Here is a 24698-nt window from a genome sequence, read left to right on the forward strand (position 1 = left end):
GCGCCGCGGTCTACGCCATCGGCCAAGATGCGGTTTCCCCGGTGGCGGTGCCGGTGCGGGCATCGCGCCTGGCATAGAGTGCGCCGGCCCGTGCAGTGCCCGGGCCGCCGCGCGGCGCACCGCGCGCCCTGCGCCATGGCCGGCGGCGGCACGCCTGCGGCCGGCGCCGCCTTCGAGGAGAATCCGCATGCCTGCATGCAACGCCCCCCGCGCCTTGCGCAGCATCGCCCTGTGCACCGGGCTGTGCCTGGCCGCCATCGCCGCCCCTGCCGTCGCCGCCTGGGACGGGATCTGCAATGGCACCGCGACCTATACCGGTTCCGGCTATTCCGGCGGCGCCGTGCTGCTGGATCCGATTCCGGCCGATGCGATGATCACCGCGCTGAACCCGACGCAGATGAACTACGGCGGCGTCCCCGCCGCGCTGGCCGGCGCCTACCTGCAGGTGCAGGGTCCGCTCGGCAGCGCCACGGTCTACGTCACCGACCTGTATCCGGAGGGCGGCGATTGCGGCCTGGACCTGTCGCCCAACGCCTTCGCCGCCATCGGCGACATGAGTGCCGGCCATATCCCGATCAGCTGGAAGGTGGTCGCGGCGCCGATCGACGGCAACGTGGTGTACCGGATCAAGGAAGGCAGTTCGCAGTACTGGGCCGCCATCCAGGTGCGCAATCACCTGTATCCGGTGGTCAAGTTCGAATACAAGAAGGACGGCGCCTGGGTCAGCCTGCCGAAGATGCCCTACAACCATTTCGTCGGCGAGCAGATGGGCGCGCAATTGCTGGAGATCCGCCTCACCGACATCCGCGGCCAGGTCGTGACCGATACGCTGGCGGCGTTGCCGAGCCAGGGCGACAAGGGCGTGTACTTCGTCGAGGGCCATGTGCAGTTCGCCAAGTGAGCGGCGATGGCGCGGCGCGTGATCGCGTTGCGCCGTCGCCGGAGCGACCCTTGCGGCTGTCGATGGGCAACGGCGCCTGACGGAACGGCGCCGGATAGCCTGCTGAATGTACTGTGGGAGGGGCTTTGGCCCCGACAGCGCGGGGCATCCGCATGCCCCATGCTGCCGGTCGCGGCTGAAGCCGCTCCTACACAAAGCGTGGTTCCCGTTGCGGCCGGGCGCCGGATCGCGCTCAGAACTTGAAGTGCAGCGTCGCCATGTAGCGGCGGCCGTTCTTGTAGCGTCCGGCCGGGTGGTCCTTGTCTCCCAGGTACTGGAAGTACTCCTCGTCCAGCAGGTTCTGCGCGTCCACCTGCAGCGACCACTGTTCGTTGATCGCATAGCCGATGCTGGCGCCCAGGTCGGTGTAGTCGTCGACGCTGGCCGGCGCGGCGCCGGCGACGTAGCCGCCGGCCAGATAGCTGTCGCGCCAGTTCAGGCCGATGCGCGCGTTCCACGGCCCCTTCTCGTAGTACGGGCTGAAGGCCACGCTGTTGCGCGACTGGTAGGGCAGCCGGTCGCCGGTGTTGTTCTCGCCGTTGGCGTAGGTGTAGTTGGCGGTGAGGCCGAAACCGCTGGCGCCGAACGGTTGCTGGTAGGCGAGGGTGAAGCCCTTGACCTTGCCGTCGCCGGCGTTGCGCGGGCGCTGGATGCTGTAGTCGCAGTAGCCGTCGGCGGTACAGCCGTTGCTGCCCAGCATCTGCGCCCAGGTCTGCGGCGAGGTGTCGCGGATCGAGTTGTACTGGCGCTCGATCGTGGCCGAGGTGTCGATGTAGTTGTCGATCTTCTTGTAGAACAGCGACCAGGCCACCACCGCCTGCTGCGCGAAGTAGTACTCGGCCGACAGGTTGAAGTTCCACGATTCGTACGGCGACAGCGCCGCGTTGCCGCCGCTGCCGGTGAGCGTGGTGTCGTTCAAGAAGGTGTTGTTGACCATCTGGTTGTACGGCGCCCAGGCGATCACCTTGCCGGCGGCGAAGCGGAACACCCAATCGGCGTCGGTGTCGTAGGCCAGGTTCAGCGACGGCAGCAGGAAGTGTTCCTTGCGGGTGCGGGTCTGCCACTTGCCGTCCAGGTCGTCGAGCGTCGGCGTGCCGCTGTAGACGAAGCCGCTGCCTTCGGTCTTGGAATCCACGTAGCGCACGCCGAGGTTGCCGCGCAGGCCGGCGTTGGAGAAGTTCAGCTGCGCGTAGGCGGCGTTGTTGGTCTGCTGCAGCGCCCAGCTGTTGTTGAGGTAGCTGGCCGGGTCGGGATTGGCGTAGTCGACCGGGCTGTTGCGGATCCAGTCGATCACGTTGCCGCGCCCGGCCTGCACGTGTTGGCCTTGATCCGGATAGAAGCCCTGGATGTCGGTCAGGCCGATCGTGCCGACGTCGGCCAGGGTGCCGGGGGTGACGCCGCCGTACACGTTCAAGGTGAAGTCTTCGTCGTGCTTGCCCTGGCGCAGCCCGAACAGCAGCTGGTTGAACACGCTGTCGAACTGCACATTGAAATCGAGCTGGCCGTAGCGGTCCTTGCTCTGCGTGGCGAAGACGCCGTTGTTGCCGAACCAGCCGCCGGCCGAGCCCCAGTTGGCCGGGTCGCGCGCGCCGGCCGGATCGTCGAAGCGGATGCCGCGCTGCAGGTCCCAGCTGAAGCCGCCGTTGTAGAACGGCTCGATGAAGTACTGCGACAGGTCCTTGTTCTCCGACTTGCTCTGGCCGAGCTGGCCGCTCACGCCCCAGCCTTCGCCGCGAAAGGCGCCGCGCAGGTCGATGCCCTTGGTGGTGACTTCCGATTGGCGCACGTTGTTGTCGTAGATCACCGTGCCGCCGCCGGCATTGGCGTTGGCGCCGGAGTGGCCGCTGCCGACCACGCCGTTGCGCACGCTGCCGAGCGCATCCACCGCGTCGATGGTGCCCTGGTTCCAGGTCAGGAAGCTGTACATCGACTGGTTGTAGTTGTCGAAGTTCTCCTTGATGTACAGGCCGCTGAGGTTGAACTCCAGCGCGTCGCTGGGCTTGAGCTGCAGGTTGAGCACCGCGCTGTCGCGCTTGCGGTCCTGCTGGAACCAGGCCGCGTTGACCGAATTCGGCACGTCGGCATCGGCGGGTACGCCGCCGGCGTTGGCGAAGGTCGCGGCCTTGGCGTAGCCGAACACCTCCATGCCCTGGCGGTCGACGCGCTCCTCGTAGTGCTGCGCGGACACCGCGACGCCGAAGGTCTCCTGCGGGTTCTTCCAGCTGTACAGCAGCGAGGCGTTCGGCTTGCCCTCGCTGGCCTGCTGGCTGTAGCTGTAGCCGACCGAGCCGGCGATCTCGTTGGCCTTCAGGTCCAGCGGTTGCCGGCTGTGCATCAGCACGGTGCCGCCGAGGCTGCCCTCGACCAGCCGCGCCTCGGAGGACTTGACGATCTCCGCGCGGCCCAGGATCTGCGGCGACAGCAGGGTGTAGTCGAAGCCGCGGTTGGGCTGTTCGCCGTACAGCCAGATCGCCTGCGCCACCGGGTGGCCGTCCAGGAACGACAGGTTGAGGCTGGGATCGGTGCCGTCGATGCTGACCCGTTCGCCCTGGCCGAAGCGGCGGTCGATGGTGACGCCGGGGATCTGCGCGAAGGCTTCGGCGACGTTGGTGCTGGGGAACTTGCCGATGTCCTCGGCGGTGATCGCCTCGGACACGGTCACGTTGTTGCGCTTGGTGTCCAGCGACTTCTCCAGGCTGGCGCGGATGCCCACGACCTGGACCGCATCCAGGTCGGTGGCGGCGGTGGGCGCCTGCTGCGCCTGCGCGCCGCAGGCCAGGGTGGCGAGGATGGCGGCCGACAAGACGGAATGGCGATATTGCATGATGTCTCTCCTCATCATTCAATGGATCAACGCGATTGCGCGGGCATTCGGCCGCGCGCCGGATCTGCCTGTTGCCTTACTGCCTGCTGTGCTGGTGCCTGCTGGGGTGATGGGGGGTGCTGGATGAGGTCCTGCGCTGTGCAGGGCGGCGGGCTGTGCCGGCGCCGCGCAACCGCGCGCGCCCGACTGGCTCGTTGAGCGAAGGCAGGGCGATGCGCCGCGCGGCGTTTGCTGGTGCAGGCGTCGCCGCACGCAGCGGTGGATCGGGAAACGCCGCGGATGCGGCGGGATGCCGCCGGAGCGCGGAGAGGGAGCCTGGCGCGGCAAGCACCGACGGCCGTCTGCCGGGCAGGGCGCGCCGCCGCTTCAGGCGCTGCCACGAAGTGCCGGGTGCGGCACGCGATGCGCGCGTACGGATCATTGCGATCACATGCCTCCCATGGCCCGCTTTCGCGCCGCGCATGCGCGGCTCCACCCCCGTGTGCGCCGATTCTTACGAGCCTATGACAACGATGTCAAGTCTTTGCCGGGAAATTCGTCTGGTGCTGGTTTTGCCATCCGAAACCCGCGCCTGCGCCGGGAGTTGGCCTTAGGGATGCTTCGAAATGCCTGTGCATCAATGAGTTGCGCCGATAGCCGGAGCGATGGCGAGGCCGTGCAAATGAGAACGTGGCGCAGTTATGTCGCGGCGCACAAAATTGGTCTCATTCGTAGAATTGGTGCGACATAGGTATCTTGACAACGATGCGTGAAGAACGCCGCCATGAAAATATTTTTCGCGCACACTGCATTGATTGGTAAGAGCTTTTTTGAGATCGAGGCGCAAGTCCAGGCGTCATTCGGACATTCCGGGTGTTGCGGCGTTGACACAATCTTTCTAAGACCATAAGAATCGAAGCGCCTGGAATTGGTCTTTGCCAATTCGGGATCGATCAGTCCAGCAGCAGCATGCAATCGCCCGCTCCGGGGTAGGGACGGGGACGCGCCTCCCGCAACACGGGGCGCAGGAAACAGACAGAACGCTCCATCGACTCCGTGCCCGCACGGACGGCACCGCCCTGCGCGTCGCGTCGGGCGCAATGGAGGGTGCTGCCTGCCGATCGCTGCCGCTGGGTGTCAGACGTCGTCGTGCCGATCAGCCATCAACCAGGATAGCCCAATGCCACATGCCGCCCGCTCCCGTCCGCACTGTTGTTCCCCGTCCGTCCTCGCCACCGCCATCGCGTTCGGCCTGCTCAGTGCCGGCGCGCAGGCGCAGGAAGCGCCCGCATCCGATTCGATTTCCCAGCTCGATACGGTGACCGTCACCAGCTCCTACCAGAAGAGCCTGATCACCGCGCTGGACAACAAGCGCGAAGACGCGCGCATGACCGACGGCATCTCCTCGGAGGACATCGGCAAGTTCCCGGCCGAGAACATCGCCGAGGCGATCCAGCGCATTCCCGGCGTGCAGATCTCCACCATCAACGGCCGCGGTTCGACCATCAGCATCCGCGGCCTGGGCCCGCAGTATTCGGCCACCACGATCAACGGCCAGACCATCAAGAGCGCCGATTTCACCGACGGCTTCCGCTACGACATCATCCAGCCGGAAGTGGCCGCGGCGATCGAGGTGATCAAGTCGCCGTCGGCGGACATGGACGCCGGCGGGTTGTCGGGCACGGTCAACATCGAGACCACCAAGCCGCTGGACTACAAGCAGCGCAAGCTGATCCTGTCGGCGAAGGAGCAGTATTCCGAATTCGCCGGCGGCGCGCCGACGCCGAAGGCGGTGCTCACCTACATCGACCAGTTCCATCTGGCCGACGGCGGCGAACTGGGCGTGTTCGTCAACGCCGGCTACCAGAAGCTCAAGGACCGCGCCGACTACCTGTGGATCGACCGCTGGTACACCCAGGACACCGACGACGGCACCCTGTACATCCCGCGCCGCCCGCGCTACCGCTCGATCGAGCGCGAGACCGACCGCAAGATGCTCACCGCCGGCCTGCAGTGGAAGCCTAACGACCGGCTGGAGATGAACCTGACCGCGCTGTATTCGCAGGACAAGACCGACAACGACATGAACCAGTTGGTCTATTCCTTGGACCGCAACTACCTGACCGTGCTGGAGACCGAAGGCCTGACCGCGACCAAGGTGTCGGCGTCCAACTACTGGCTGGAGAACAACCGCCAGCTCGAGCGCCACGACCTGACCTCGCAGCTGCTGACCTGGGACGCCAAGTGGAAGGGCGATGCGTGGACCTTCAGCGGCGTGGCCAACTACACCGAAGGCAAGACCGACGAGGACGAGCGCGCGGTGATCCTCGGCCGCCTGCCGTCGGCGACGCTGTTCGACATGTCCAACCCCGGCGCGATCTCGCTGACCACCGACGCTGACGCCACCGACGCCAGCGCCTGGGACCAGGCCAACCTGGTCCGCGACGAATATCCCAACGGCGCCATCACCAAGCTCAGCAACAAGGAATGGTCGCTGCAGTTCGATGCCGAACGCTATGTCGGCGCCGGCTTCCTCGATTCGGTGAAGGTCGGCACCAAGTTCCGCCGCGAGACCTTCGACCGCAACGTCTGGCGCCGCGACTTCCTGTACCTGATCAACTCCGGCGCGGTGTCCGGCTACGCCATGTTCCCGGAGCTGTCGGCGGCCAGTTCCAACGTCAGCAACTTCCTCGACGGCAACCTGGCCTCGCAGAGCGACTGGGTGGCGCCGGACGTGTACGCCTACGCGCAGGCGCTGGCCGCCTCCGGCATCACCGTGCCGGTGCTGTTCGCGCCGCAGGCCAGCTACCACATCCGCAACGACATCTTCTCCGCCTACGCGCTGGCCAAGATCGACACCGACCTCGGCAGCATGCGCCTGCGCGGCAACGTCGGCGTGCGCTACGAGAGCACCAAGCGCACCACCGACACCTACCTGACCGCCGCCTCGCAGTACAGCGAGGACGCAAACGACGTGGTCGGCACCGAGCGCGCGCCGTACGACTACCACAACTGGCTGCCGAGCCTGAACCTGGTGCTGGACATGCGCGAGGACCTGTTGCTGCGCTTCGCCGCCGGCAAGGTGCTGGTGCGGCCGATCCTGGACAGCAACACCGCCATCGCCACCACCATTTCCTCCGGCAGCAACACCGGCGGCACCACCACCTACGACGTGTCGCTGGGCCAGACCGACCTGAAGGCGCTGACCGCCGACCAGGCCGACCTCAGCCTGGAGTGGTACTACGGCCAGGGCGGCGGCCTGACCCTGGCCGGCTTCTGGAAGAACGTCAAGAACGGCACCTTCAACAGCATCGTCTGCCCGACCACGTTCAACGGCACGGCGCTGTCCAGCAACGGCGCCGGCGACTGCGTGGACGGCGGCGGCAACATCTACGAGATCACCGCCACCCGCAACGATCCGAGCAAGGTCAAGATCAAGGGTTACGAGCTGGGCTGGACGCAGTCGTTCGATGCGTGGCTGCCGATCCAGGGCTTCGGCCTGACCGCCAACTTCACCCGGGTGATCCCGCAGCGCGACACCGACTTCAAGATCCGCAACCTGTCGGAGAAGACCTGGAACGCCACCGGCTACTGGGAGAACGCGATGTTCTCCGCGCGCCTGTCGCTGAACCACCGCAGCGAGTACGAGCAGGACAGCAGCGACAGCTTCTTCGCCCGCGAAGGCCACACCATGAAGGCGCGCACCCAGCTCGACGCGGTGCTCGGCTACCAGGCCACCGACACGCTCAGCTTCCAGCTCGGCGGGCTCAACCTGACCGACAAGAAGGAAGAGGCGTACAAGGACATCAGCAGCCGCTGGCAGATGACCGGCGTCACTGGCCGCAGCTTCTACGTGTCGATGCAGTGGGACATCCTGTGAGGGCGGCGCAGGCGCTTGCGGGGTAGTCCGCATCAGGCCCGGCGCCGCGGTGGCGCCGGGCGGTCGATCCGATGAGGGCAAGCGCATGCAACGAAGAGAATTTCTGGCCGGCAGCGCCGGCGCCGGCCTGCTGTTGGCGGCGCCGCGCTGGAGTTGGGCGGGCGCGGCCGCCGAGGCCGGCATGGCCGGCACCGCGATCGGCGCCAGTGCACCGGCGGTGCCAGCGCTGACGCTGGCGGCCGATCCCGGCCTGTTCTGCCTGGATGAAGGCTGGCGTTTCCACGCAGGCGACATTCCGTTTCCGCCGATCGTCGGCCAGGACGCCAGCTACGACAACGCCAAGGCCGGCAAGGCCTGGGGCGCGGCCGCGGGCGATTTCGACGACAGCCAATGGCGGCAGCTGCGGCTGCCGCACGATTTCGCCATCGAGCAGCCGATCGAGGCCAGCGCCAACGTGGCGCAGGGCTATCGCCGCCGCGGCATCGCCTGGTACCGGCGCAGCCTGCGGCTGGACGAGGCGCAGCGCGGCAAGGCGCTGGAGCTGCGGTTCGACGGCATTTCCAGCCGCGCCACGGTCTGGGTCAACGGCCTGCCGATGGCGCGCAGCTGGAGCGGCTACGACGGGTTCGCCATCGATGTGAGCGCGATCGCGCGCTACGGCCAGGACCTCAACAGCATCGCGGTACGCGTGGATGCCGAGGCGATGGACGGCTGGTGGTACGAAGGCGCGGGCATCTACCGGCACACCTGGCTGGTGGTGCGCGATGCGCTGCATATCGTCGGCGATGGCGTGCATGCGGTGCCGCGGATCGGCGACGGCGAACGTTGGACGCTGCCGGTTGCGGTCACCGTCGCCAATGCCGGCGAGCAGGCCGACGCGGCGCTGTTGGAGGTGGCGCTGTACGACGCGCACGGCACGGTGGTCGCGCAGGGCAGTACCGCGTTGCACGTCGGCGCGCTGGCGCAGGCGCTGGCGCAGGTCGATCTGCAGGTACGGCGGCCGCAGCGCTGGGACGTGGCCGCGCCGCATCTGTACCGGGTCGCGGCGGTGCTGCGCAGCGCCGGCCGCGAGCGCGACCGCCGCGAGTGCGCGATCGGCTTTCGCACCTTGCGCTTCGATGCGCAGCAGGGCTTCTTCCTCAACGAACGGCCGCTGAAGATCAAGGGCGCCTGCCTGCACCAGGACCATGCCGGGGTCGGCGTGGCGGTGCCCGACAGCCTGCTGGAGTTCCGCATCCGCCGGCTCAAGGCGCTGGGCTGCAATGCGATCCGTCTGCACCATGCGGTGGCCAGCGAACTGCTCGATGTCTGCGACCGCCTGGGCATGCTGGTGATGGCCGAGAACCGCGTGTTCAATCCCGCGCCCGACTACGCCGCGCAGCTGCGCTGGCTGGTGCGCCGCGACCGCAACCGCGCCTGTGTGTTCCTGTGGTCGGTGTTCAACGAGGAACCGATGCAGGGTACCGCCGCCGGCTACGAGATGGTGCGCCGCGCGGTGGCGCTGGTGCGCGAGCTGGACGACAGCCGGCCGGTGACCGCGGCGATGAACGACGGCATGCTGACCCAGCGCAACGCGGCCGACGCGGTGGACGTGGTCGGCTTCAACTACCGCCAGTTCAACTACGACCGGGTGCGCGCGGCGATGCCGCACAAGCCGCTGCTGTCCAGCGAGGACACCAGCGCGTTCCAGACCCGCGGCGCCTGGTTCACCGACATGGACGCGCACGTCGTCGCCGAGGACGACTCGGTCGCCGCGCCATGGGGCAACACCCATCGCAGGTCCTGGCAACTGATCGACGAGCGCCCCTACCTGGCCGGCGGTTTCGTCTGGACCGGCTTCGACTACCGCGGCGAGCCGACCCCGTTCGAATGGCCGTCGGTATCCTCGTTCTTCGGCATCATGGACCTGTGCGGCTTCCCGAAAGGCGCCTACTGGCTGCGCCAGGCGCAGTGGATCGACGCTGCGCCGGTGCTGCAGCTGCTGCCGCACTGGAACTGGCCCGGCCGCGAGGGCACGCCGATCAAGGTGATGGCGTTCTGCAACGCGCAGCAGGTGGAGCTGTGGCTCAACGGCCGCTCGCAAGGGCGGCAGGCGGTGGACCGGATCGAGATGAATGCCTGGCAGGTGGCGTACGCGCCGGGCATGCTGGAGGCGGTGGCGTATCGCGACGGGCGCGAGGTGGCGCGGCAGCGGGTGCAGACGGTCGGCGCGCCGGTCGCGCTGCGGCTGACCCCGGACCGCGCGCGGATGCGCGGCGACGGCCGCGACGCGCAGCCGATCACCCTGGAGGCGGTGGATGCGCGGGGCCGCCACGTGCCGTTCGCCGATGCGCAGATCGCGCTGCAGGTCGAAGGCGGGCGCCTGCTCGGCGTCGGCAACGGCGACCCGAACCGGCACGCGGCCGACAACGTGCCGCAGGTGCAGTTGTTCAACGGCCTGGCGCAGGCCATCGTCGAGGCCGGCAGCGGCCGCCGCCGGCTGCGCATCGAGGCGCGCGCGCCGGGCCTGCGTGCCGCGCAGGCGAGCATCGAACTGGAGGCGGCGGCACCGCCGCTGTCGCTGCCGCCGGCCGCCGCGGCGATGGTGGTGCCCGGCTGGCGGCGCACCCTGCCGTTCGCCGCGCCGCCGAATCCGGCGCTGCCGCGTGCGCCCAACGACAACAACAGCTGGAGCTTCTGCCAGCCGGGCAACCTGGAGACGCGCGCCGAGCGCGACGGCTACGTGCTGTACCGCACCGCGTTCACGCCCTGGGCCGGGATCCAGCAGCGCGGTGGCGTGCTGCGGCTCGGCCGCGCCACCGGTGCCGCGCAGGTGTATCTGGACCGGCACCTGGTCGCCAGCGTGGCCGCGGGGCAGCATGCGCAGCTGCGCTTGCCGCCTGCGTCCGGCGAACGGGTGCTGGCGGTGGTGATGCAGGTGACGGCCGGACGGCCGTTCGGCTTCGACGATGTCGCGACAGTGGAGTATTGACCGAATGAAACGAGCTTTCCGCCATGCCGTCCCGCACGGCCATGCCTGGCTGCGCCGCATGTGCGCGTTGCCGCTGCGCGTGCAGGTCGCACTGCTGCTGGCATGTGCGCTGCTGGCGCCGGGCGCGTTCGCCGCGGCGGCGCAGGATACGCCGGGCGACGCCGCACGCGACGTGCTGCTGCGCACGCTCGGCCCGCGCGCCGCCGCGCTGGCCCTGCAGCGTCAACCGCGCGGCAGCGGCAACGACTGGTACCAGGTCGCCGCCGACGCCGGCACCCTGCGCGTGTCCGGTTCCTCGGAAGTGGCGCTGGCGCATGGCGCGTACAGCTATCTGCAATCGATCGGCGCTGCCTCGGTGAGCTGGGAGGGCAGCCGCGTGGCGTTGCCTGCGGCCTATGCCGACTTCCGCGGGCAACGCGTGGTCACTCCGTTCGCCTACCGCGCCTACCTCAACGTCTGCACCTACGGCTACACCACGCCGTGGTGGGACTGGGCGCGCTGGGAGCGCGAGATCGACTGGATGGCGCTGCACGGCATCGACATGCCGCTGGCGATGGAAGGCCAGGACTACGTGTGGCAGGCGCTGTGGCGCGAGTTCGGCGTCGCCGACGCGGACCTGGCGCAGTATTTCTCCGGCCCGGCGTTCGCGCCGTGGCAGCGCATGGGCAATATCGAAGGCTACGACGCGCCGCTGCCGCAGCAGTGGATCGACGCCAAGCATGCCCTGCAGCTGCGCATCCTGCAGCGCATGCGCGCGCTGGGCATGAAGCCGGTGCTGCCGGCCTTCGCCGGCTATGTGCCGAAGGCGTTCGCGCAGGCGCATCCGCAAGCGCGCATCTACCGCATGCGCGCCTGGGAGGGCTTCCACGAAACCTATTGGCTGGATCCGGCCGATCCGCTGTTCGCGCAGATCGCGCAGCGCTTCATCCAGCTCTACGACCGCACCTACGGCAAGGGCACCTACTACCTGGCCGATGCGTTCAACGAGATGCTGCCGCCGATCGCCGCCGACGGCAGCGACGCGCGCCTGGCCAGCTACGGCGACAGCACCGCCAACACCGCCAAGACCACGCCGCCCGAGGTGCCGCCGGCGCAGCGCGACAAGCGCCTGGCCGACTACGGCCGCGCGCTCTACGCATCGATCCATCGCGCCAATCCCGACGCGGTGTGGGTGATGCAGGGCTGGCTGTTCGGCGCCGACCGCCATTTCTGGACGCCGCAGGCGATCGCCGCGTTCCTGCGCGACGTGCCCAACGACAAGCTGCTGGTGCTGGACATCGGCAACGACCGCTACCCGGGCACCTGGAAACTGTCCGACGCGTTCGACGGCAAGCAGTGGATCTACGGCTACGTGCACAACTACGGCGGCAGCAATCCGGTGTACGGCGACCTGGCGTTCTACCGCGACGACCTGCGCGCGCTGCTCGCCGACAAGGACAGGCAGCAACTGGTCGGCTTCGGCGCATTTCCGGAAGGCCTGCACAACAATTCGGTGGTCTACGAATACATGTACGCGCTGGCCTGGGGCGCGCAGGAGCGCCCGCTGCAGGACTGGCTGGGCGACTACACCCGCGCCCGCTACGGGCATACCTCGCCGGCGTTGCGCGCGGCCTGGGACGATCTGCAGGCCTCGGTGCTGTCGACCCGCTACTGGACGCCGCGCTGGTGGCGCAGCCGTGCCGGCGCCTACCTGCTGTTCAAGCGGCCGACGCTGGACATCGGCGAATTCGAAGGCGCGCCCGGCGATCCGCCGCGCCTGCGCCGCGCGCTGGACCAGTTGCTGGCGCTGGCGCCGGAGTACGCCGACGCGCCGCTGTACCGCTACGACCTGGTCGACTTCGCGCGCCACTACGCCACCGGCCGCGTGGATGCGCAGCTGCAGCAGGCGCTGGCCGCGTACAGGCGCGGCGACGTCGCCGCCGGCGATGCCGCCTTCGCCCGCGTGCAGGCGGCGGTGCAGCAGCTCGACCGCCTGGTCGGCGGCCAGCAGGAAACCCTGTCGAGCTGGCTCGACGCCGCCGCCGGCCAGGCGAAGACGCCGCAGGATGCGGCCTACTACCGGCGCGATGCCAAGGCGCAGGTCAGCGTGTGGGGTGGCGAGGGCAATCTCGGCGACTACGCGTCAAAGGCCTGGCAGGGCATGTATGCCGACTACTACCTGCCGCGCTGGGCGCTGGCGATGCAGGCGTTGCGCGAGGCGGCCGTCGCCGGTGGCAGCGTGGACGAGGCGGCGCTGCAGCAGCGATTGCGCGCGTGGGAGCGGGACTGGGTCGCGCGCGACACGGCCTACGCGCGGCAGGCGCCGGCCGATCCGGTCGCCGCGGTGCGCACGCTGCTGCAACAGGTGGATGCCCGATGAGCGCCGCGTCCGTCGGCCTTCCCGCCGCGGCGCCGGCGCGCGAACGCTTCCTGTCGCTGGACGTGTTCCGCGGCCTGACCATCTTCCTGATGATCCTGGTCAACACGCCGGGCGCCGGCGCCGACACGTTCGTGCAGCTGCGGCACGCGCCATGGTTCGGCTTTACCGCCGCCGACCTGGTGTTCCCGTCGTTCCTGTTCGCGGTCGGCAACGCGATGAGCTTCGCGCTGGACCGCGGCCAGCCGCTGGGCGCGTTCCTGCGCCGGGTTGGCAAGCGCAGCGCGCTGATCTTCCTGCTCGGCTTCCTGATGTACTGGTTTCCGTTCGTGCACCACGGCGCCGACGGCGGCTGGAGCTTCACCGCGATCGACCAGACCCGGGTGCCGGGCGTGCTGCAGCGTATCGCGCTGTGCTACGCGCTGGCCGCGCTGCTGTGCCGCTGGCTGCCGCCGCGCGCGTTGCTCGCCGCCTGCGTCGCGCTGCTGCTCGGCTACTGGGGCGCGCTGTACCTGTGGGGCCAGCCGGGCGCGGAGCTGAGCAAGCTCGGTAACGCCGGCACGCGCCTGGACCTGTGGCTGCTGGATCCGGCGCAGCTGTACCGCAAGGACGGCGGTTTCGATCCGGAAGGCCTGCTCGGCACGCTGCCGGCCACGGTCAATGTCGTCGCCGGCTACCTGACCGGGCTGTACGTGCGCCGCGCCGGCAAGCAGGCGCGCACGGTGCGCTGGCTGCTGCTGGCCGGCGTCGCGCTGGCGCTGCTGGCGCTGGCCTGGCAACCGTGGTTCCCGCTGGCCAAGAAGCTGTGGACCGGCTCGTTCGTGCTGCTGACGGTGGGCCTGGACCTGTTGCTGCTGGGCGCGCTGCTGTGGGCGATCGAGGTGCGCCGCTGGCAGGCCGGCAGCGGCTTCTTCACCGTGCTCGGGCGCAATCCGCTGGCGATCTACCTGTTCTCCGAACTGTTCGTGATCAGCCTGCGGCTGGTCCCGGCCGGCGACAGCGGCATGGACCTCTACCAGTGGGTGGGGATCGACGTGTTCCAGCGGTTGTTGCCCGGTCCCTGGGGCAGCCTGGCCTGCGCGCTGGCCTACACCCTGCTGTGCTGGGCGGTGGGCTGGTGGATGGACCGGCGGCGGCTATACCTGCGGCTGTGACCTGGGCGTGCACGGACCGCGAATTGGTACTATATTGGACATAATGAATCCATACGGTCCGGAGGGAGCACGATGACCAAGCCCAAGCCGGAGGCCGATCCCAGACTGGCGGGCCTGGCCGTGGACCCGAGCGCGCCGACCCCGCTGTACCTGCAGCTGGCGAGCAAGCTGGTGGAGGCGATCAAGGGCGGCCAGTGGAAGCCGGGCGAGGCCTTGCCGGCCGAACGCCAGCTGTGCGAGCAACTGCAGGTGTCGCGGGTGACCCTGCGCCAGGCGGTGGACGCGCTGGTCGAACAGGGCCTGGTCTCGCGCCGGCAGGGCGCCGGCACCTTCATCACCTCGCACATCCAGCACCAGCTCAGCGGCCTGGCCAGTTTCAGCGAAACCCTGCGCATGAAGGGCCTGGAGCCGGGCACACGCTGGCTGGAGCGACGCGTGCGCCCGGCCCACGGCGAGGAAATCCTGCGCCTGGGCCTGTCGCCGGACACCGTGGTGGCGTCGCTGACCCGCCTGCGCAGCGCCGACGGCCGGGTCATGGCCTACGAGAAGGCGGTGCTGCCGCAGCGCACCGTGCCCGATCCGCTGGCCATCGGCGATTCGCTGTACGCCTACCTGGACGAGCAGGGCACGCCGGTGGTGCGCGCGCTGCAGTACTTCCGTGCGATCAACCTGCCGGCGCGGCTGGCCGGGCACCTGGGCATGAAGGAAGGCGAGGCGATCCTGCACGTGGTGCGGGTCGGCTACACCCGCGACGGCAGCGCGATCGAGCTGACCGACACCTATTGCCACAACGACTACTACGACTTCGTCGCCGAGCTGCGACGCTGATCGTCCGACCCACGCGCCCTCCCGGAGCCCGCCCGCCCATGACCACCGCACGGCCTGCCAGTCCCTTCGCCTCGATCGCCATCGTCGGGTTGCTGTTCTTCATCATCGGCTTCTTCACCTGGATCAACGGCCCGCTGATCACCTTCGTGCGGCTGGCGTTCGACCTCAACGAGGTCAACGCGTTCCTGGTGCTGATGGTGTTCTACCTGTCGTACTTCTTCCTGGCGCTGCCGTCGTCGTGGATCCTCAAGCGCACCGGCATGAAGAAGGGCCTGGCGCTGAGCCTGGTGGTGATGGCGGCGGGCGCGGCGGCGTTCGGCCAGTTCGCCACGCAGCGCTTCTATCCCGGCGCGCTGGCCGGCCTGTTCGTGATCGGCAGCGGCCTGGCCCTGCTGCAGACCGCGATCAACCCGTACATCAGCATCCTCGGCCCGATCGAGAGCGCGGCGCGGCGCATCGCGGTGATGGGCATATGCAACAAGATCGCCGGCATCCTGGCGCCGTTCCTGATCGGCACGCTGGTGCTGCACGGCGTTGGCGACCTGGCCACGCAGGTGCAGGCCGCCGATCCGGTGGCCAAGGAAGCCCTGCTCACCGCGTTCGCCGCCAAGATCCACGTGCCGTACCTGGTGATGGCCGGGGTGCTGGTGCTGGTCGCGATCGGCGTGCTGTTCTCGCCGCTGCCGGAGCTGAAGGCCTCGGAAGTCAACGCCGCGCCGGTCGGCGCCGGCAGCCCCGCGCAGAAGACCAGCATCTTCCAGTTCCCGCACCTGTGGCTGGGCGTGCTGTGCCTGTTCGTGTACGTGGGCGTGGAAGTGATGGCCGGCGATGCGATCGGCACCTACGGCAACGGCTTCCACCTGCCGCTGGACCAGACCAAGCTGTTCACCTCCTACACCCTGGCGGCGATGCTGGCCGGCTACGTGGCCGGCCTGTTGCTGATCCCGACGCTGATCTCGCAGGCGCGCTACCTGAGCGTGTCGGCGGTGCTGGGCGTGCTGTTCTCGGCCGGCGCCTACTTCACCCATGGCTACGTGTCGGTGGGTTTCGTCGCCGCGCTGGGCTTCGCCAACGCGATGATGTGGCCGGCGATCTTCCCGCTGGCGATCAAGGGCCTGGGCCGCCACACCGAGATCGGCTCGGCCCTGCTGGTGATGGGCATCGCCGGCGGCGCGATCATCCCGCAGCTGTTCGCGGTGCTGAAGCAGCACTTCGATTTCCAGCTGGTGTTCCTGCTGCTGATGGTGCCCTGCTACCTGTACATCCTGTTCTATTCCCTGGTCGGCCACCGCGCCGGCCAGGCCGTGGCCCGCGCGTGATCGCGCATCATGGGCGTCCTTCCCGACATGCAGGACCGCAGCATGCGTAGACCCACCATCAAAGATGTCGCCGAGCGGGCGCGGGTGTCGCTGAAGACCGTGTCGCGGGTCATCAACAACGAACCGTCGGTGATGCAGGCCACGCGCGCGCGCGTGCTGCACGCCATCGCCGAGCTGGACTACGAACCGGATCCGTCGGCGCGCAACCTGCGCAGCGGCACCCCGTTCGTGATCGGGCTGGTGTACGACAACCCCAACCCGTACCACATCATCGGCGTGCAGAACGGCGTGCTGGCGGCGTGCCGCGAGACCGGCTTCGGCCTGCAGATCCATCCCTGCGATTCGACCTCGCCGATGCTGGCCGAGGAACTGGCCGAGTGGACCCAGCGCTCGCGCCTGGCCGGGCTGGTGCTGACCGCGCCGATGTCCGAGCGCGCGGAACTGGTCGCGGCGCTGACCGCGCGCGGGATCAAGACCGTGCGCATCATCGCCGCCACCGAGGATCCCAAGGACGGCCCCTGCGTCTACGTCGACGACCGCGATGCCGCCTACGAGGTCACCGAGCACCTGATCCAGCTCGGCCACCAGCGCATCGGCTTCCTGTGGGGCGGCACCTCGCACCGCTCCAGCGGCGAGCGCTATGCCGGCTACGAGGCGGCGCTGAAGGACTACGGCATCACCCTGGACAAGCACCTGGTGGTGCCCGGCGACTACACCTTCGACGACGGCTTCCGCGGCGCGCGGCGGCTGCTGGCGCTGCGCGAGCCGCCGACCGCGATCTTCGGCTCCAACGACGAGATCGCCGCCGGCGTGCTCGCCGCGGCCAAGTCGGCGGGCATGAACGTGCCCTACGACCTGTCCATCGCCGGCTTCGAGGACAGCCCGTTCTCGCGCCAGTCGTGGCCGGCGCTGACCACCGCCAAGCAGGCCACCGAGGACATCGCCCGGCATGCCGCGCGGCTGCTGATCAGCCAGCTGCGCAGCGACGCCTACGAAGAGCATCCGGCGCCGATGCACAACCAGGGCTTCGTGCCGCAGCTGGTGGTGCGCGGCTCCACCGCGCCGATGCAGCCGCAGTCCCGCCGTTCTCCCTCCCCCGATCCCACATGACCCTGCCCATGGCATTGCCCACCGAAACCGAAACCCTGATGTTCCGCGAAGCCGCGGAAACCGCCGATGTCGTCGCCGCGCAGTTCGCGCGCAACCAGGCCGCGGTGAGCGCGCTGGCCGCGGCGCTGCGCGCCGATCCGCCGCCGTTCGTGGTCACCTGCGCGCGCGGCAGTTCCGACCATGCCGCGACCTACGCCAAGTACCTGTTCGAGACCCAGCTCGGCGTGGTCACCGCCTCGGCCTCGCCGTCGGTGGGCTCGGTGTACGAATCGCCGCTGCAGTTGCGCGGCGCGCTGTACGTGGTGATCTCCCAGTCCGGCAAGAGCCCGGACCTGCTGCGCAACGCCGAGGCGGCCAAGGCCGCCGGCGCGCGCGTGGTGGCGCTGGTCAACGTCGAGGATTCGCCGCTGGCGCAGCTGGCCGACACCGTGATCGCGCTCGGCGCCGGCCCGGAGAAGAGCGTGGCCGCGACCAAGAGCTACCTGGCCTCGCTGGCGGCGATCCTGCAGCTCGGCGCGCACTGGAAGAACGACCCGGCGTTGCTCGCCGCGCTGGACGCGCTGCCGCAGGCGCTGCGCGCCGCCTGGCAGGCCGACTGGCGTCCGCTCACCGACGGTCTGGTCGAGGCGCACAACCTGTTCGTGCTCGGCCGCGGCCTGGGCCTGGCCGCCGCGCAGGAAGCGGCGCTGAAGTTCAAGGAAACCTGCGGCCTGCATGCCGAGGCCTACAGCTCGGCGGAAGTGAAGCACGGGCCGATGGCGCTGGTCGGCCCCGGCTTCCCGGTGCTGGCCTTCGCCCAGCCGGACGAGACCGGCGCCGGCACCCGCAGCCTGGCCGAGGAATTCCGCGGCCGCGGCGCGCAGGTATGGCTGGCCAGCGCCGACGGCGACCTGCCGCTGGTCGCCGCGCCGCACCCGGTGTGCGCGCCGCTGCTGACCATCCAGAGCTTCTACCGCGCGATCAACGCGCTGGCGCTGCGCCGCGGCTACAACCCGGACCTGCCGCCGCATCTGAACAAAGTGACGGAGACGGTGTAATGACGACGACGGCGCTGCGCAATGCGCGCGTGCTCGGCGAGGACGGATTCCTCGATGGCGTGGGCGTGCTGCTGGAAGGCGGGCGCATCGCCGCGGTGCTCGACGACGGCGACGCGCGCCTGGCCGCGGCGCCGGCGCAGCTGGACCTGGGCGGCGGCACGCTGCTGCCCGGCTTCATCGACCTGCAGGTCAACGGTGGCGGCGGCGTGCTGTTCAACAACCGCACCGATATCGACGCGCTGCGCCGCATCGGCCAGGCCCACCGCCGCTACGGCACCACCGGCTACCTGCCGACGCTGATCAGCGACGACCTCGAGGTGATGCGCGCGGCGATCGCCGCGACCCGCGAGGCCATCGCCGCCGGCGTGCCGGGCGTGCTCGGCATCCACCTGGAAGGGCCGTACCTGGCGCCGGCGCGCAAGGGCACCCACAACGTGGACAAGTTCCGCGTGCCCGATGCCGCCGAGCTGGCGCTGGCCACTTCGCTGGACAACGGCGCCACCCTGATCACGCTGGCGCCGGAGCGGCTGCCGGCCGAGAGCATCCGCACGTTGGCCGCGGCCGGCGCGCGCGTGTTCGCCGGCCACACCGCCGGCAGCTACGATGAGATCCGCGCCGGGCTGGATGCCGGCGTGTGCGGTTTCACCCATCTGTACAACGCGATGTCGCCGCTGCAGGGGCGCGATCCGGGCGCGGTCGGTGCCGCGCTGGAGGACCGCGATGCGTGGTGCGGCCTGATCGTCGACGGCGTGCACGTGCACCCGGCCAGCCTGCGCGTGGCGCTGGCGGCCAAGCCGCGCGGCAAGCTGTTCCTGGTCACCGACGCGATGCCGATGGTCGGCGCCGACAGTCCCAGCTTCGACCTGTACGGCGAAACCATCACCGAAGTGGACGGCGTGGTGCGCAATGCCGCCGGCGCGCTGGCCGGCTCGGCGCTGGACATGGCCAGCGCGGTGCGCAACAGCGTGCAGTGGCTGGGCGTGAGCCTGGACGAAGCCGCGCGCATGGCCTCGCTGTATCCGGCGCAATGCCTGGGCGTGGACGAGCGCTACGGCCGCATCGCGCCGGGCTACCAGGCCGACCTGGTGCTGCTCGACGACGCGCTGCAGGTGCGGCGGACCTGGATCGCCGGGGCGATGGAGTAACCGGCGGCATTGCCGCGCGACGCGGCTCGCGCCCGCCTGTCGCGGGGGCCTGCTGCATTCGCCTGCAGCAGGCGGCGATGCAATTGCGCGCGGTGCGGTGTCAACGGCTGTACGCGCGTGTCGACGCCGTCCAGTCCAGCAGGTCGTAGGTGCGCACCCGCGCCGGCATATCGGTCGGCGTCGTCAGCGTCTTGGCGTAAGGCCGGCGCGACCTGCATGCAGGTCGCGGTAGCTTTTTTTTGATGCGGATGTCGCCGCGCGTGGGAGCGGCGGTGGTGGGTGTGGACGATCCGTCGTGATCGGCCTGGTCGAGAGTGCCGGTCGCACCCGAACGAAAAACCCTCTAGCCTGAGCCGATGCATGCCGCCGGTTCCGACCTGTTCGCCCTGCCGCCGCGCGATGGCCTGCAGCGGCTGACGCTGCGCGACGGCCGCCGCGCGATCTGCAAGCGCCGCCGGACCATGCCCACCGATTTCTTCGCCGCCGAAGTGCGCGGCCTGGATGCGCTGCGCACCGCCGGCGGTCTGCGCGTGCCGCAGGTGTATGCGCAAGGCGAGGACTGGCTGCTGCTCGAAGACCTGGGCGAGGCGCCGCCGCATCCCCGCTTCGCCCGGCTCGCCGGCGAAGGCCTGGCACGCCAGCATCGCGCCCACGGCGAGCGCTTCGGTTTCGGCCACGATGGCTACATCGGCGACAGCCCGCAGGACAACGGCACCGACCGCGATGGCCATCGCTTCTTCGTCGAGCGACGGTTGCGGCCGCAGGCGGAGCGCGCGCTGCGCGCCGCCGCGCTGGTTCCTGCCGACATGGCGCGCCTGGAACGGTTGTGCGCACGCCTGCCGCAGCTGATCCCGGCACAGCCGCCGGTACTGCTGCACGGCGATCTGTGGCAAGGCAACCTGCACTGCGCCGGCGACGGCCTGCCGGCGCTGATCGATGCCGGCGCGGCGCACTACGGCTGGGCCGAGGCCGAACTGGCGATGCTGTCGCTGTTCGGCGAACCCGACCCGCACCTGCTGCGCAGCTATGCCGAGCACGCGCCGCTGGCGAACGACTGGCGCGAACGCGCGCCGCTGTACAACCTCTACCACCTGCTCAACCACCTCAACCTGTTCGGCGGCGGCTACCTGCACGCGGTGCGTGCGGTGTTGGCACGGTATTGATGCCGATCGGCTGCGTGCCGCTGGCGTAGTCGACGCGGCATCTGCGGTTGCCAGCGGGTTGTAGGAGCGGCTTCAGCCGCGACGGGCTTTAGCGGTAAAGCCCGTCGCGGCTGAAGCCGCTCCTGCAGGGTTTTCCCGGAAACAGATGGAAGAGGAGCGTGCGAGAGATGCGCGGCGCGGCGGAAGCGGCCGCGTCAGTCCGCAGACACGCTGCGCGCTGCGGCGATCGCCTGGATCCGCGCCTTCGCCAGGGCCTCGCCGATCTGCGGGCCGCTCAGGCCCTGTGCGGCCAGGTCGCGGGCGTTGACCGCCAGCGCCGCGGCGTGCAGGCGCTGCAGCTCGCGGCCCTGCGGATAGTCGGCGTCTTCGCTGCCGAGGCGGCCGCGCTTGTCGGCCTCGCACACCAGCGCCAGCTGCGCAATGCGTTCGGGCTTGCGGAAGCCGTCGCAGCGCTGCAGCAGTTCGTGCACGGTGCGGTCGCGCAGTTCGGCCAGGCGATGCACGTTCAGGTGCTCGCGGCAGGCGATCTCGGCCAGCTGGCGGTGTTCCTGCGGCAACTTCAGGCGTTCGCACAATGCACGCAGCGGGGCGACGCCGCGCTGTTCGTGCATCACATGCTTCGGCCATTCCGCAGGTGGCGTCAGCGCCTTGCCCAGGTCGTGGGTCAGCGCGGCGAAGCCGATCAGCGCATCGCCCGGCGCCAGCCGCGCTGCCATGTCGCTGACCAGTTCCTGGTGGCGGCCGGTATCGATCTCGGGATGGTATTCGGCGCGCTGCGGCACGCCGTACAGCGCCTCCAGTTCCGGCAGCACGCTGCGCAGCGCGTCGGCGTCGTGCAGGGTGCGCAGGAACGCCGAAGGCTGTGCGGAGGCCAGGCTGCGGCGCAGCTCCTGCCACACGCGTTCGGGCACCAGCGTGTCCAGTTCGCCGCTGGCCGCCATCTCGCGCATCAGCGCCAGTGTTTCCGGCGCGACGCTGAAACCCAGCGGCGCCAGTCGCGCCATGAAGCGCGCCGCGCGCAGCACGCGCAGCGGATCCTCGCCGAAGGCCGGGCCGATGTGGCGCAGCACGCGCCGTTCGATGTCGCGCACGCCGCCGTAGGGATCGACCAGCGCGCCACTGTCCTCGTCGCGGGCGATCGCGTTGATGGTGAAGTCGCGCCGCTGCAGGTCCTCTTCCAAGGTCACCGACGAGTCGGCATCGACCACGAAGCCGTGATAGCCGCGACCGGACTTGCGCTCGGTGCGCGCCAGCGCGTATTCCTCGCCGCTGTGCGGATGCAGGAACACCGGGAAATCGCGGCCGACCTGCCTGTAGCCCAGGTCCAGCATCTGCTGCGGCGTGGCGCCGACCACGACCCAGTCGCGGTCGCCGGGCGGCTGCCCGAGCAGGCTGTCGCGGACGGCGCCGCCGACGAGGTAGGTGTTCATGGGCCGGGATTCGGGAATGGGGAATGGGGATTGGCAAGGGCGGTGTCGCGCAAACGGATGCCGCCCTGGCCTATCCCGGCGATGCTACCTGCATACGGCCGCGCTGCGCTGTTGCCAATCCCGAAATCCCTAATCCCGAATCCCCGCCCCACAGACAAACTTCTTGCGCGGCGCGTCCAGCTTGCCGAGCATGCGGTCGCTGACCGGCAGCGCGTCGCCGTTGAGGCGCCAGTCGTAGATCACGCTGAAGGCGAGGATGCGCGCGACGTATTCGCGGGTTTCCTTGTAGCTGATCGTCTCGATCCAGAAGTCGGCGTCGTGGCCGGGGCGCTGGGTCTGCCAGCGCGCCGCCGGGCCGGGGCCGGCGTTGTAGGCGGCGATGGTCAGGTAGGGCAGGCCGTAGGTGTTCAACAGCTGGCGCAGGTAGGCGGTGCCGATGGCGATGTTGGTGTCCGGGTCGTACAAGCTGGCGGCGCCGCCGTAGCCGGCCAGGCCGAGGTTCCTGGCCACGCTGGCGCCGGTGGCAGGCAGCACCTGCATCAGGCCCATCGCATTGGCAGGCGAACGCGCGTTGGGATTGAAGATGCTCTCTGCGCGGATCTCGGCGGCGACCCAGGCCGGGTCGATCGCGTTCTTGCCCGCCTCGCGGCGGATGGTGGCGTCGTGGTGCAGCGGGAAGCGCAGCGAATACAGGCGCTGCTCGTCGGGCAGCTTGCCCAGCGCGAACACCGCGCGGTCGAACCAGCCGTTGTCGCGCGCCACTTCCACCGCGATACGCCGCTGGGTGTCGTCGAAGCGGGTCAGGGCGTCGTTCCACTCGGCCACCGCCCATGCCGCGCGGTCGATCTTGAACAGTTCCAGCGCGCGCACCAGCGTCGGGTCGCGCGCCACCGCGGCCTGCGCCTGCGCGCTGTCGTTGGGTTCCCACGGGCACAGCGCGTAGGGCTGCTTGAGCCGGTCGGCGGCCATGAAGCCGTGGAAGGTGGCGGACTTGGCCGCCTCGCGGTACAGCCGCTGCGCCTCGCCGGCGTTGCCGGTCTTCTCCGCCAGCCGCGCCTCGAAATACTGCCAGCGCGAGTCGCTGCGCTGCGCCGGCGCCATCTTGCGGATCGCGGCCAGCGCCGCCGGCCAGTCGCCGCGCGCCATCGCCTCGCGCGTGCGCCATTCGTGCAGGCGTTCGTCGTAGGCGCTGTCGGGCACGGCGTTGAGCCGCCGCGCCGAATCCGGCCCGTACGAGGCCACCGTCCACAACGCGATCTGGTACAGCACCTCGCCGCGCTGCGCCTCGCTCAGCTGCAGCGCCTGCGCGAACTGCGGCAGCTGCCGCTCGGCCGCGTCCGGATCGGTCTTGGCCAGTTTCTCCAGGCCGTCCACCGCCACCTTGCGGCTGCGCTCGGTCTTCGGCCAGGTCAGCGCCCGCGTGTGCACCGCGTCCAGGAACGCCGCGTAGTCGTTGGCCAGGGCCAGCTCGGCGGCGGGCAGGCCGCGCGCGGCACTGCGCATCACTGCCGGTTGCTGCGCATCGGCCGCCGCTTCCACCCGCGTCCAGCGCAGCGTGTCGTTCATGCCGCCGCGCGCCTGCAGCACCGCGAACACTGCATCGCAGGCATCGGGCAGCGACTTGCCGCTGCTGCGCCACAGCGCCTGCGCCTCGTCGATCCATTGCGCGTCGGCACGGCCGGTGGCCTGGCGCGCGTTGAGCTGGGCGCAGCGCAGGCCGGTGTTGTCGGTGGGTTTCCAGTTGGCCAGCAGCGCCGGCCAGTCCTGGCGCCGCGCCAGCGCCGGCAGCCACAGCGAGCGGAAGCTCTCGGCCACCGGTTGCCCGGCGTAGCGCTTGAGGAAATCCTGCGCCTGCGCGTCGGAGACGCGGTCGATGTTGCGGCGCAGGTTGGCGTATTCGAGCCAGCCGTACAGCGGGTGCTGCTTGAATGCGGCCGCCTGCGCGGGATCGAACTGGCCGCGCTCGGCGGCGTCGATCGCCGCCCGCAGCGCGGGACGCTGGGCGTCCAGATTCTGGGCGAGGGCAGGGGCGGTGCCGCACAGCGCGGCGGCGAGCAGCAGGAGGGACGTGCGCAATTTCATGCGCGGGACTATACCGAACGCCGATGAATCGCCGCGGCAAGGGCGCTGCGGCGCAACGCAGCAGGCAGCGCCGCGCGGGCGCTTGCGCAGTGGCGCGCGGCGCTCCGCGCAGCGATGTCGGCGCTGCTGTGGGCGCTGGCTGGATCCCGGCAGGGCCGCCGCCAGCGTGCTTGCCGCGGCGCTGCAGGCGGTCGCCTGCGCATCGGAGCGACGCCATGCGTGTCGCTCCGATGCGCGCTGTACCGAGCCGTGCCCGCCACACATTGCGAGAGGACGTGTTGCGGCGCGCGCCCCGGCGCACTGCCGCGCTGGGTGCCGGCGTGTCGCCGGCGCCGGCGACGGCCTTGCCGACGAGAGCGCCGCGTCCCTGTCTCCCGCACGTCGCCGAACCGGACCACGCGTGTCGCGTGTCGCTGCCGCTGGCTTCCGCATGTCCCGACGATCGCCTGCCTGGCGCGCGCTGTCCTGCGCTGTCCGGGA

Annotated in this window: 13 protein-coding genes and 1 pseudogene; 11 read left to right on the forward strand and 3 right to left on the reverse strand. The window is 69.8% G+C overall.

The window, feature by feature from the left end:
* Positions 1-298 precede the first annotated feature (298 nt).
* Positions 299-901 (forward strand): annotated as a pseudogene (locus AB3X10_RS04050) (expansin EXLX1 family cellulose-binding protein); the annotation flags it as partial.
* 232 nt (positions 902-1133) lie between these two features.
* Here AB3X10_RS04050 and AB3X10_RS04055 read toward each other — a convergent pair.
* Positions 1134-3764, reverse strand: coding sequence for a TonB-dependent receptor (locus AB3X10_RS04055; protein WP_369979285.1), 2631 nt, complete (start codon positions 3762-3764; stop codon positions 1134-1136).
* Positions 3765-4923: 1159 nt separating this feature from the next.
* Here AB3X10_RS04055 and AB3X10_RS04060 point away from each other — a divergent pair.
* The 10 genes from AB3X10_RS04060 to AB3X10_RS04105 all read left to right on the forward strand — a co-directional run bounded on the left by AB3X10_RS04060 (position 4924) and on the right by AB3X10_RS04105 (position 20706).
* Complete coding sequence (locus AB3X10_RS04060) at positions 4924-7623, forward strand: TonB-dependent receptor (RefSeq protein WP_369979286.1); 2700 nt, start codon at positions 4924-4926, stop codon at positions 7621-7623.
* 85 nt (positions 7624-7708) lie between these two features.
* The gene (gene galA / locus AB3X10_RS04065; protein WP_369979287.1) at positions 7709-10594 is read left to right on the forward strand and encodes a beta-galactosidase GalA; all 2886 of its coding nucleotides are present in this window, start codon (positions 7709-7711) and stop codon (positions 10592-10594) included.
* Between the two features lie 58 nt (positions 10595-10652).
* Entirely contained in the window at positions 10653-12953 is a 2301-nt protein-coding gene (locus tag AB3X10_RS04070) for an alpha-N-acetylglucosaminidase (protein WP_369981643.1), read from the forward strand.
* Positions 12950-14104 (forward strand): acyltransferase family protein, encoded by a 1155-nt coding sequence (locus tag AB3X10_RS04075; RefSeq protein WP_369979289.1) that lies wholly within the window; start codon positions 12950-12952, stop codon positions 14102-14104. Before AB3X10_RS04070 ends, AB3X10_RS04075 begins: the two co-directional genes overlap by 4 nt.
* A gap of 105 nt (positions 14105-14209) precedes the next feature.
* Entirely contained in the window at positions 14210-14932 is a 723-nt protein-coding gene (locus AB3X10_RS04080) for a GntR family transcriptional regulator (protein ID WP_186451494.1), read from the forward strand.
* A gap of 38 nt (positions 14933-14970) precedes the next feature.
* Entirely contained in the window at positions 14971-16251 is a 1281-nt protein-coding gene (locus AB3X10_RS04085; RefSeq protein WP_369979291.1) for a sugar MFS transporter, read from the forward strand.
* A 42-nt stretch (positions 16252-16293) separates the two neighbouring features.
* Complete coding sequence (locus AB3X10_RS04090; protein ID WP_369979293.1) at positions 16294-17361, forward strand: LacI family DNA-binding transcriptional regulator; 1068 nt, start codon at positions 16294-16296, stop codon at positions 17359-17361.
* Between the two features lie 8 nt (positions 17362-17369).
* Positions 17370-18398 carry an SIS domain-containing protein gene (locus AB3X10_RS04095; protein ID WP_369981645.1) on the forward strand — a complete coding sequence of 343 codons (1029 nt, stop codon included), beginning with the start codon at positions 17370-17372 and terminating at the stop codon, positions 18396-18398.
* Positions 18398-19543, forward strand: coding sequence for an N-acetylglucosamine-6-phosphate deacetylase (gene nagA, locus AB3X10_RS04100; RefSeq protein WP_369979295.1), 1146 nt, complete (start codon positions 18398-18400; stop codon positions 19541-19543). Before AB3X10_RS04095 ends, nagA begins: the two co-directional genes overlap by 1 nt.
* A gap of 356 nt (positions 19544-19899) precedes the next feature.
* Entirely contained in the window at positions 19900-20706 is an 807-nt protein-coding gene (locus AB3X10_RS04105) for a fructosamine kinase family protein (protein WP_369979297.1), read from the forward strand.
* A 194-nt stretch (positions 20707-20900) separates the two neighbouring features.
* Here AB3X10_RS04105 and AB3X10_RS04110 read toward each other — a convergent pair whose 3' ends face one another.
* Together AB3X10_RS04110 and AB3X10_RS04115 are read right to left on the reverse strand one after the other, a co-directional pair.
* Positions 20901-22136: a multifunctional CCA addition/repair protein gene (locus AB3X10_RS04110; protein WP_369979299.1), complete on the reverse strand. Its 1236-nt coding sequence runs from the start codon at positions 22134-22136 to the stop codon at positions 20901-20903.
* 129 nt (positions 22137-22265) lie between these two features.
* Positions 22266-24218, reverse strand: a complete 1953-nt coding sequence (locus AB3X10_RS04115; protein WP_369979301.1) for a transglycosylase SLT domain-containing protein — start codon at positions 24216-24218, stop codon at positions 22266-22268.
* Positions 24219-24698: the final 480 nt, after the last annotated feature.

The sequence above is a fragment of the Xanthomonas sp. DAR 80977 genome (assembly GCF_041240605.1).
GTDB lineage: Bacteria > Pseudomonadota > Gammaproteobacteria > Xanthomonadales > Xanthomonadaceae > Xanthomonas_A > Xanthomonas_A bundabergensis.

What these genes read in the sequence shown, in the direction of transcription:
- AB3X10_RS04115 (WP_369979301.1), bottom strand. Translation starts at nt 24,218, where the DNA reads ATGAAATTGCGCACGTCCCTCCTGCTGCTCGCCGCCGCGCTGTGCGGC.
- AB3X10_RS04095 (WP_369981645.1), top strand. Translation starts at nt 17,370, where the DNA reads ATGGCATTGCCCACCGAAACCGAAACCCTGATGTTCCGCGAAGCCGCG.
- galA (WP_369979287.1), top strand. Translation starts at nt 7,709, where the DNA reads ATGCAACGAAGAGAATTTCTGGCCGGCAGCGCCGGCGCCGGCCTGCTG.
- AB3X10_RS04085 (WP_369979291.1), top strand. Translation starts at nt 14,971, where the DNA reads ATGACCACCGCACGGCCTGCCAGTCCCTTCGCCTCGATCGCCATCGTC.
- AB3X10_RS04110 (WP_369979299.1), bottom strand. Translation starts at nt 22,136, where the DNA reads ATGAACACCTACCTCGTCGGCGGCGCCGTCCGCGACAGCCTGCTCGGG.
- nagA (WP_369979295.1), top strand. Translation starts at nt 18,398, where the DNA reads ATGACGACGACGGCGCTGCGCAATGCGCGCGTGCTCGGCGAGGACGGA.
- AB3X10_RS04055 (WP_369979285.1), bottom strand. Translation starts at nt 3,764, where the DNA reads ATGCAATATCGCCATTCCGTCTTGTCGGCCGCCATCCTCGCCACCCTG.
- AB3X10_RS04070 (WP_369981643.1), top strand. Translation starts at nt 10,653, where the DNA reads ATGTGCGCGTTGCCGCTGCGCGTGCAGGTCGCACTGCTGCTGGCATGT.
- AB3X10_RS04060 (WP_369979286.1), top strand. Translation starts at nt 4,924, where the DNA reads ATGCCACATGCCGCCCGCTCCCGTCCGCACTGTTGTTCCCCGTCCGTC.
- AB3X10_RS04105 (WP_369979297.1), top strand. Translation starts at nt 19,900, where the DNA reads ATGCATGCCGCCGGTTCCGACCTGTTCGCCCTGCCGCCGCGCGATGGC.
- AB3X10_RS04090 (WP_369979293.1), top strand. Translation starts at nt 16,294, where the DNA reads ATGCGTAGACCCACCATCAAAGATGTCGCCGAGCGGGCGCGGGTGTCG.
- AB3X10_RS04075 (WP_369979289.1), top strand. Translation starts at nt 12,950, where the DNA reads ATGAGCGCCGCGTCCGTCGGCCTTCCCGCCGCGGCGCCGGCGCGCGAA.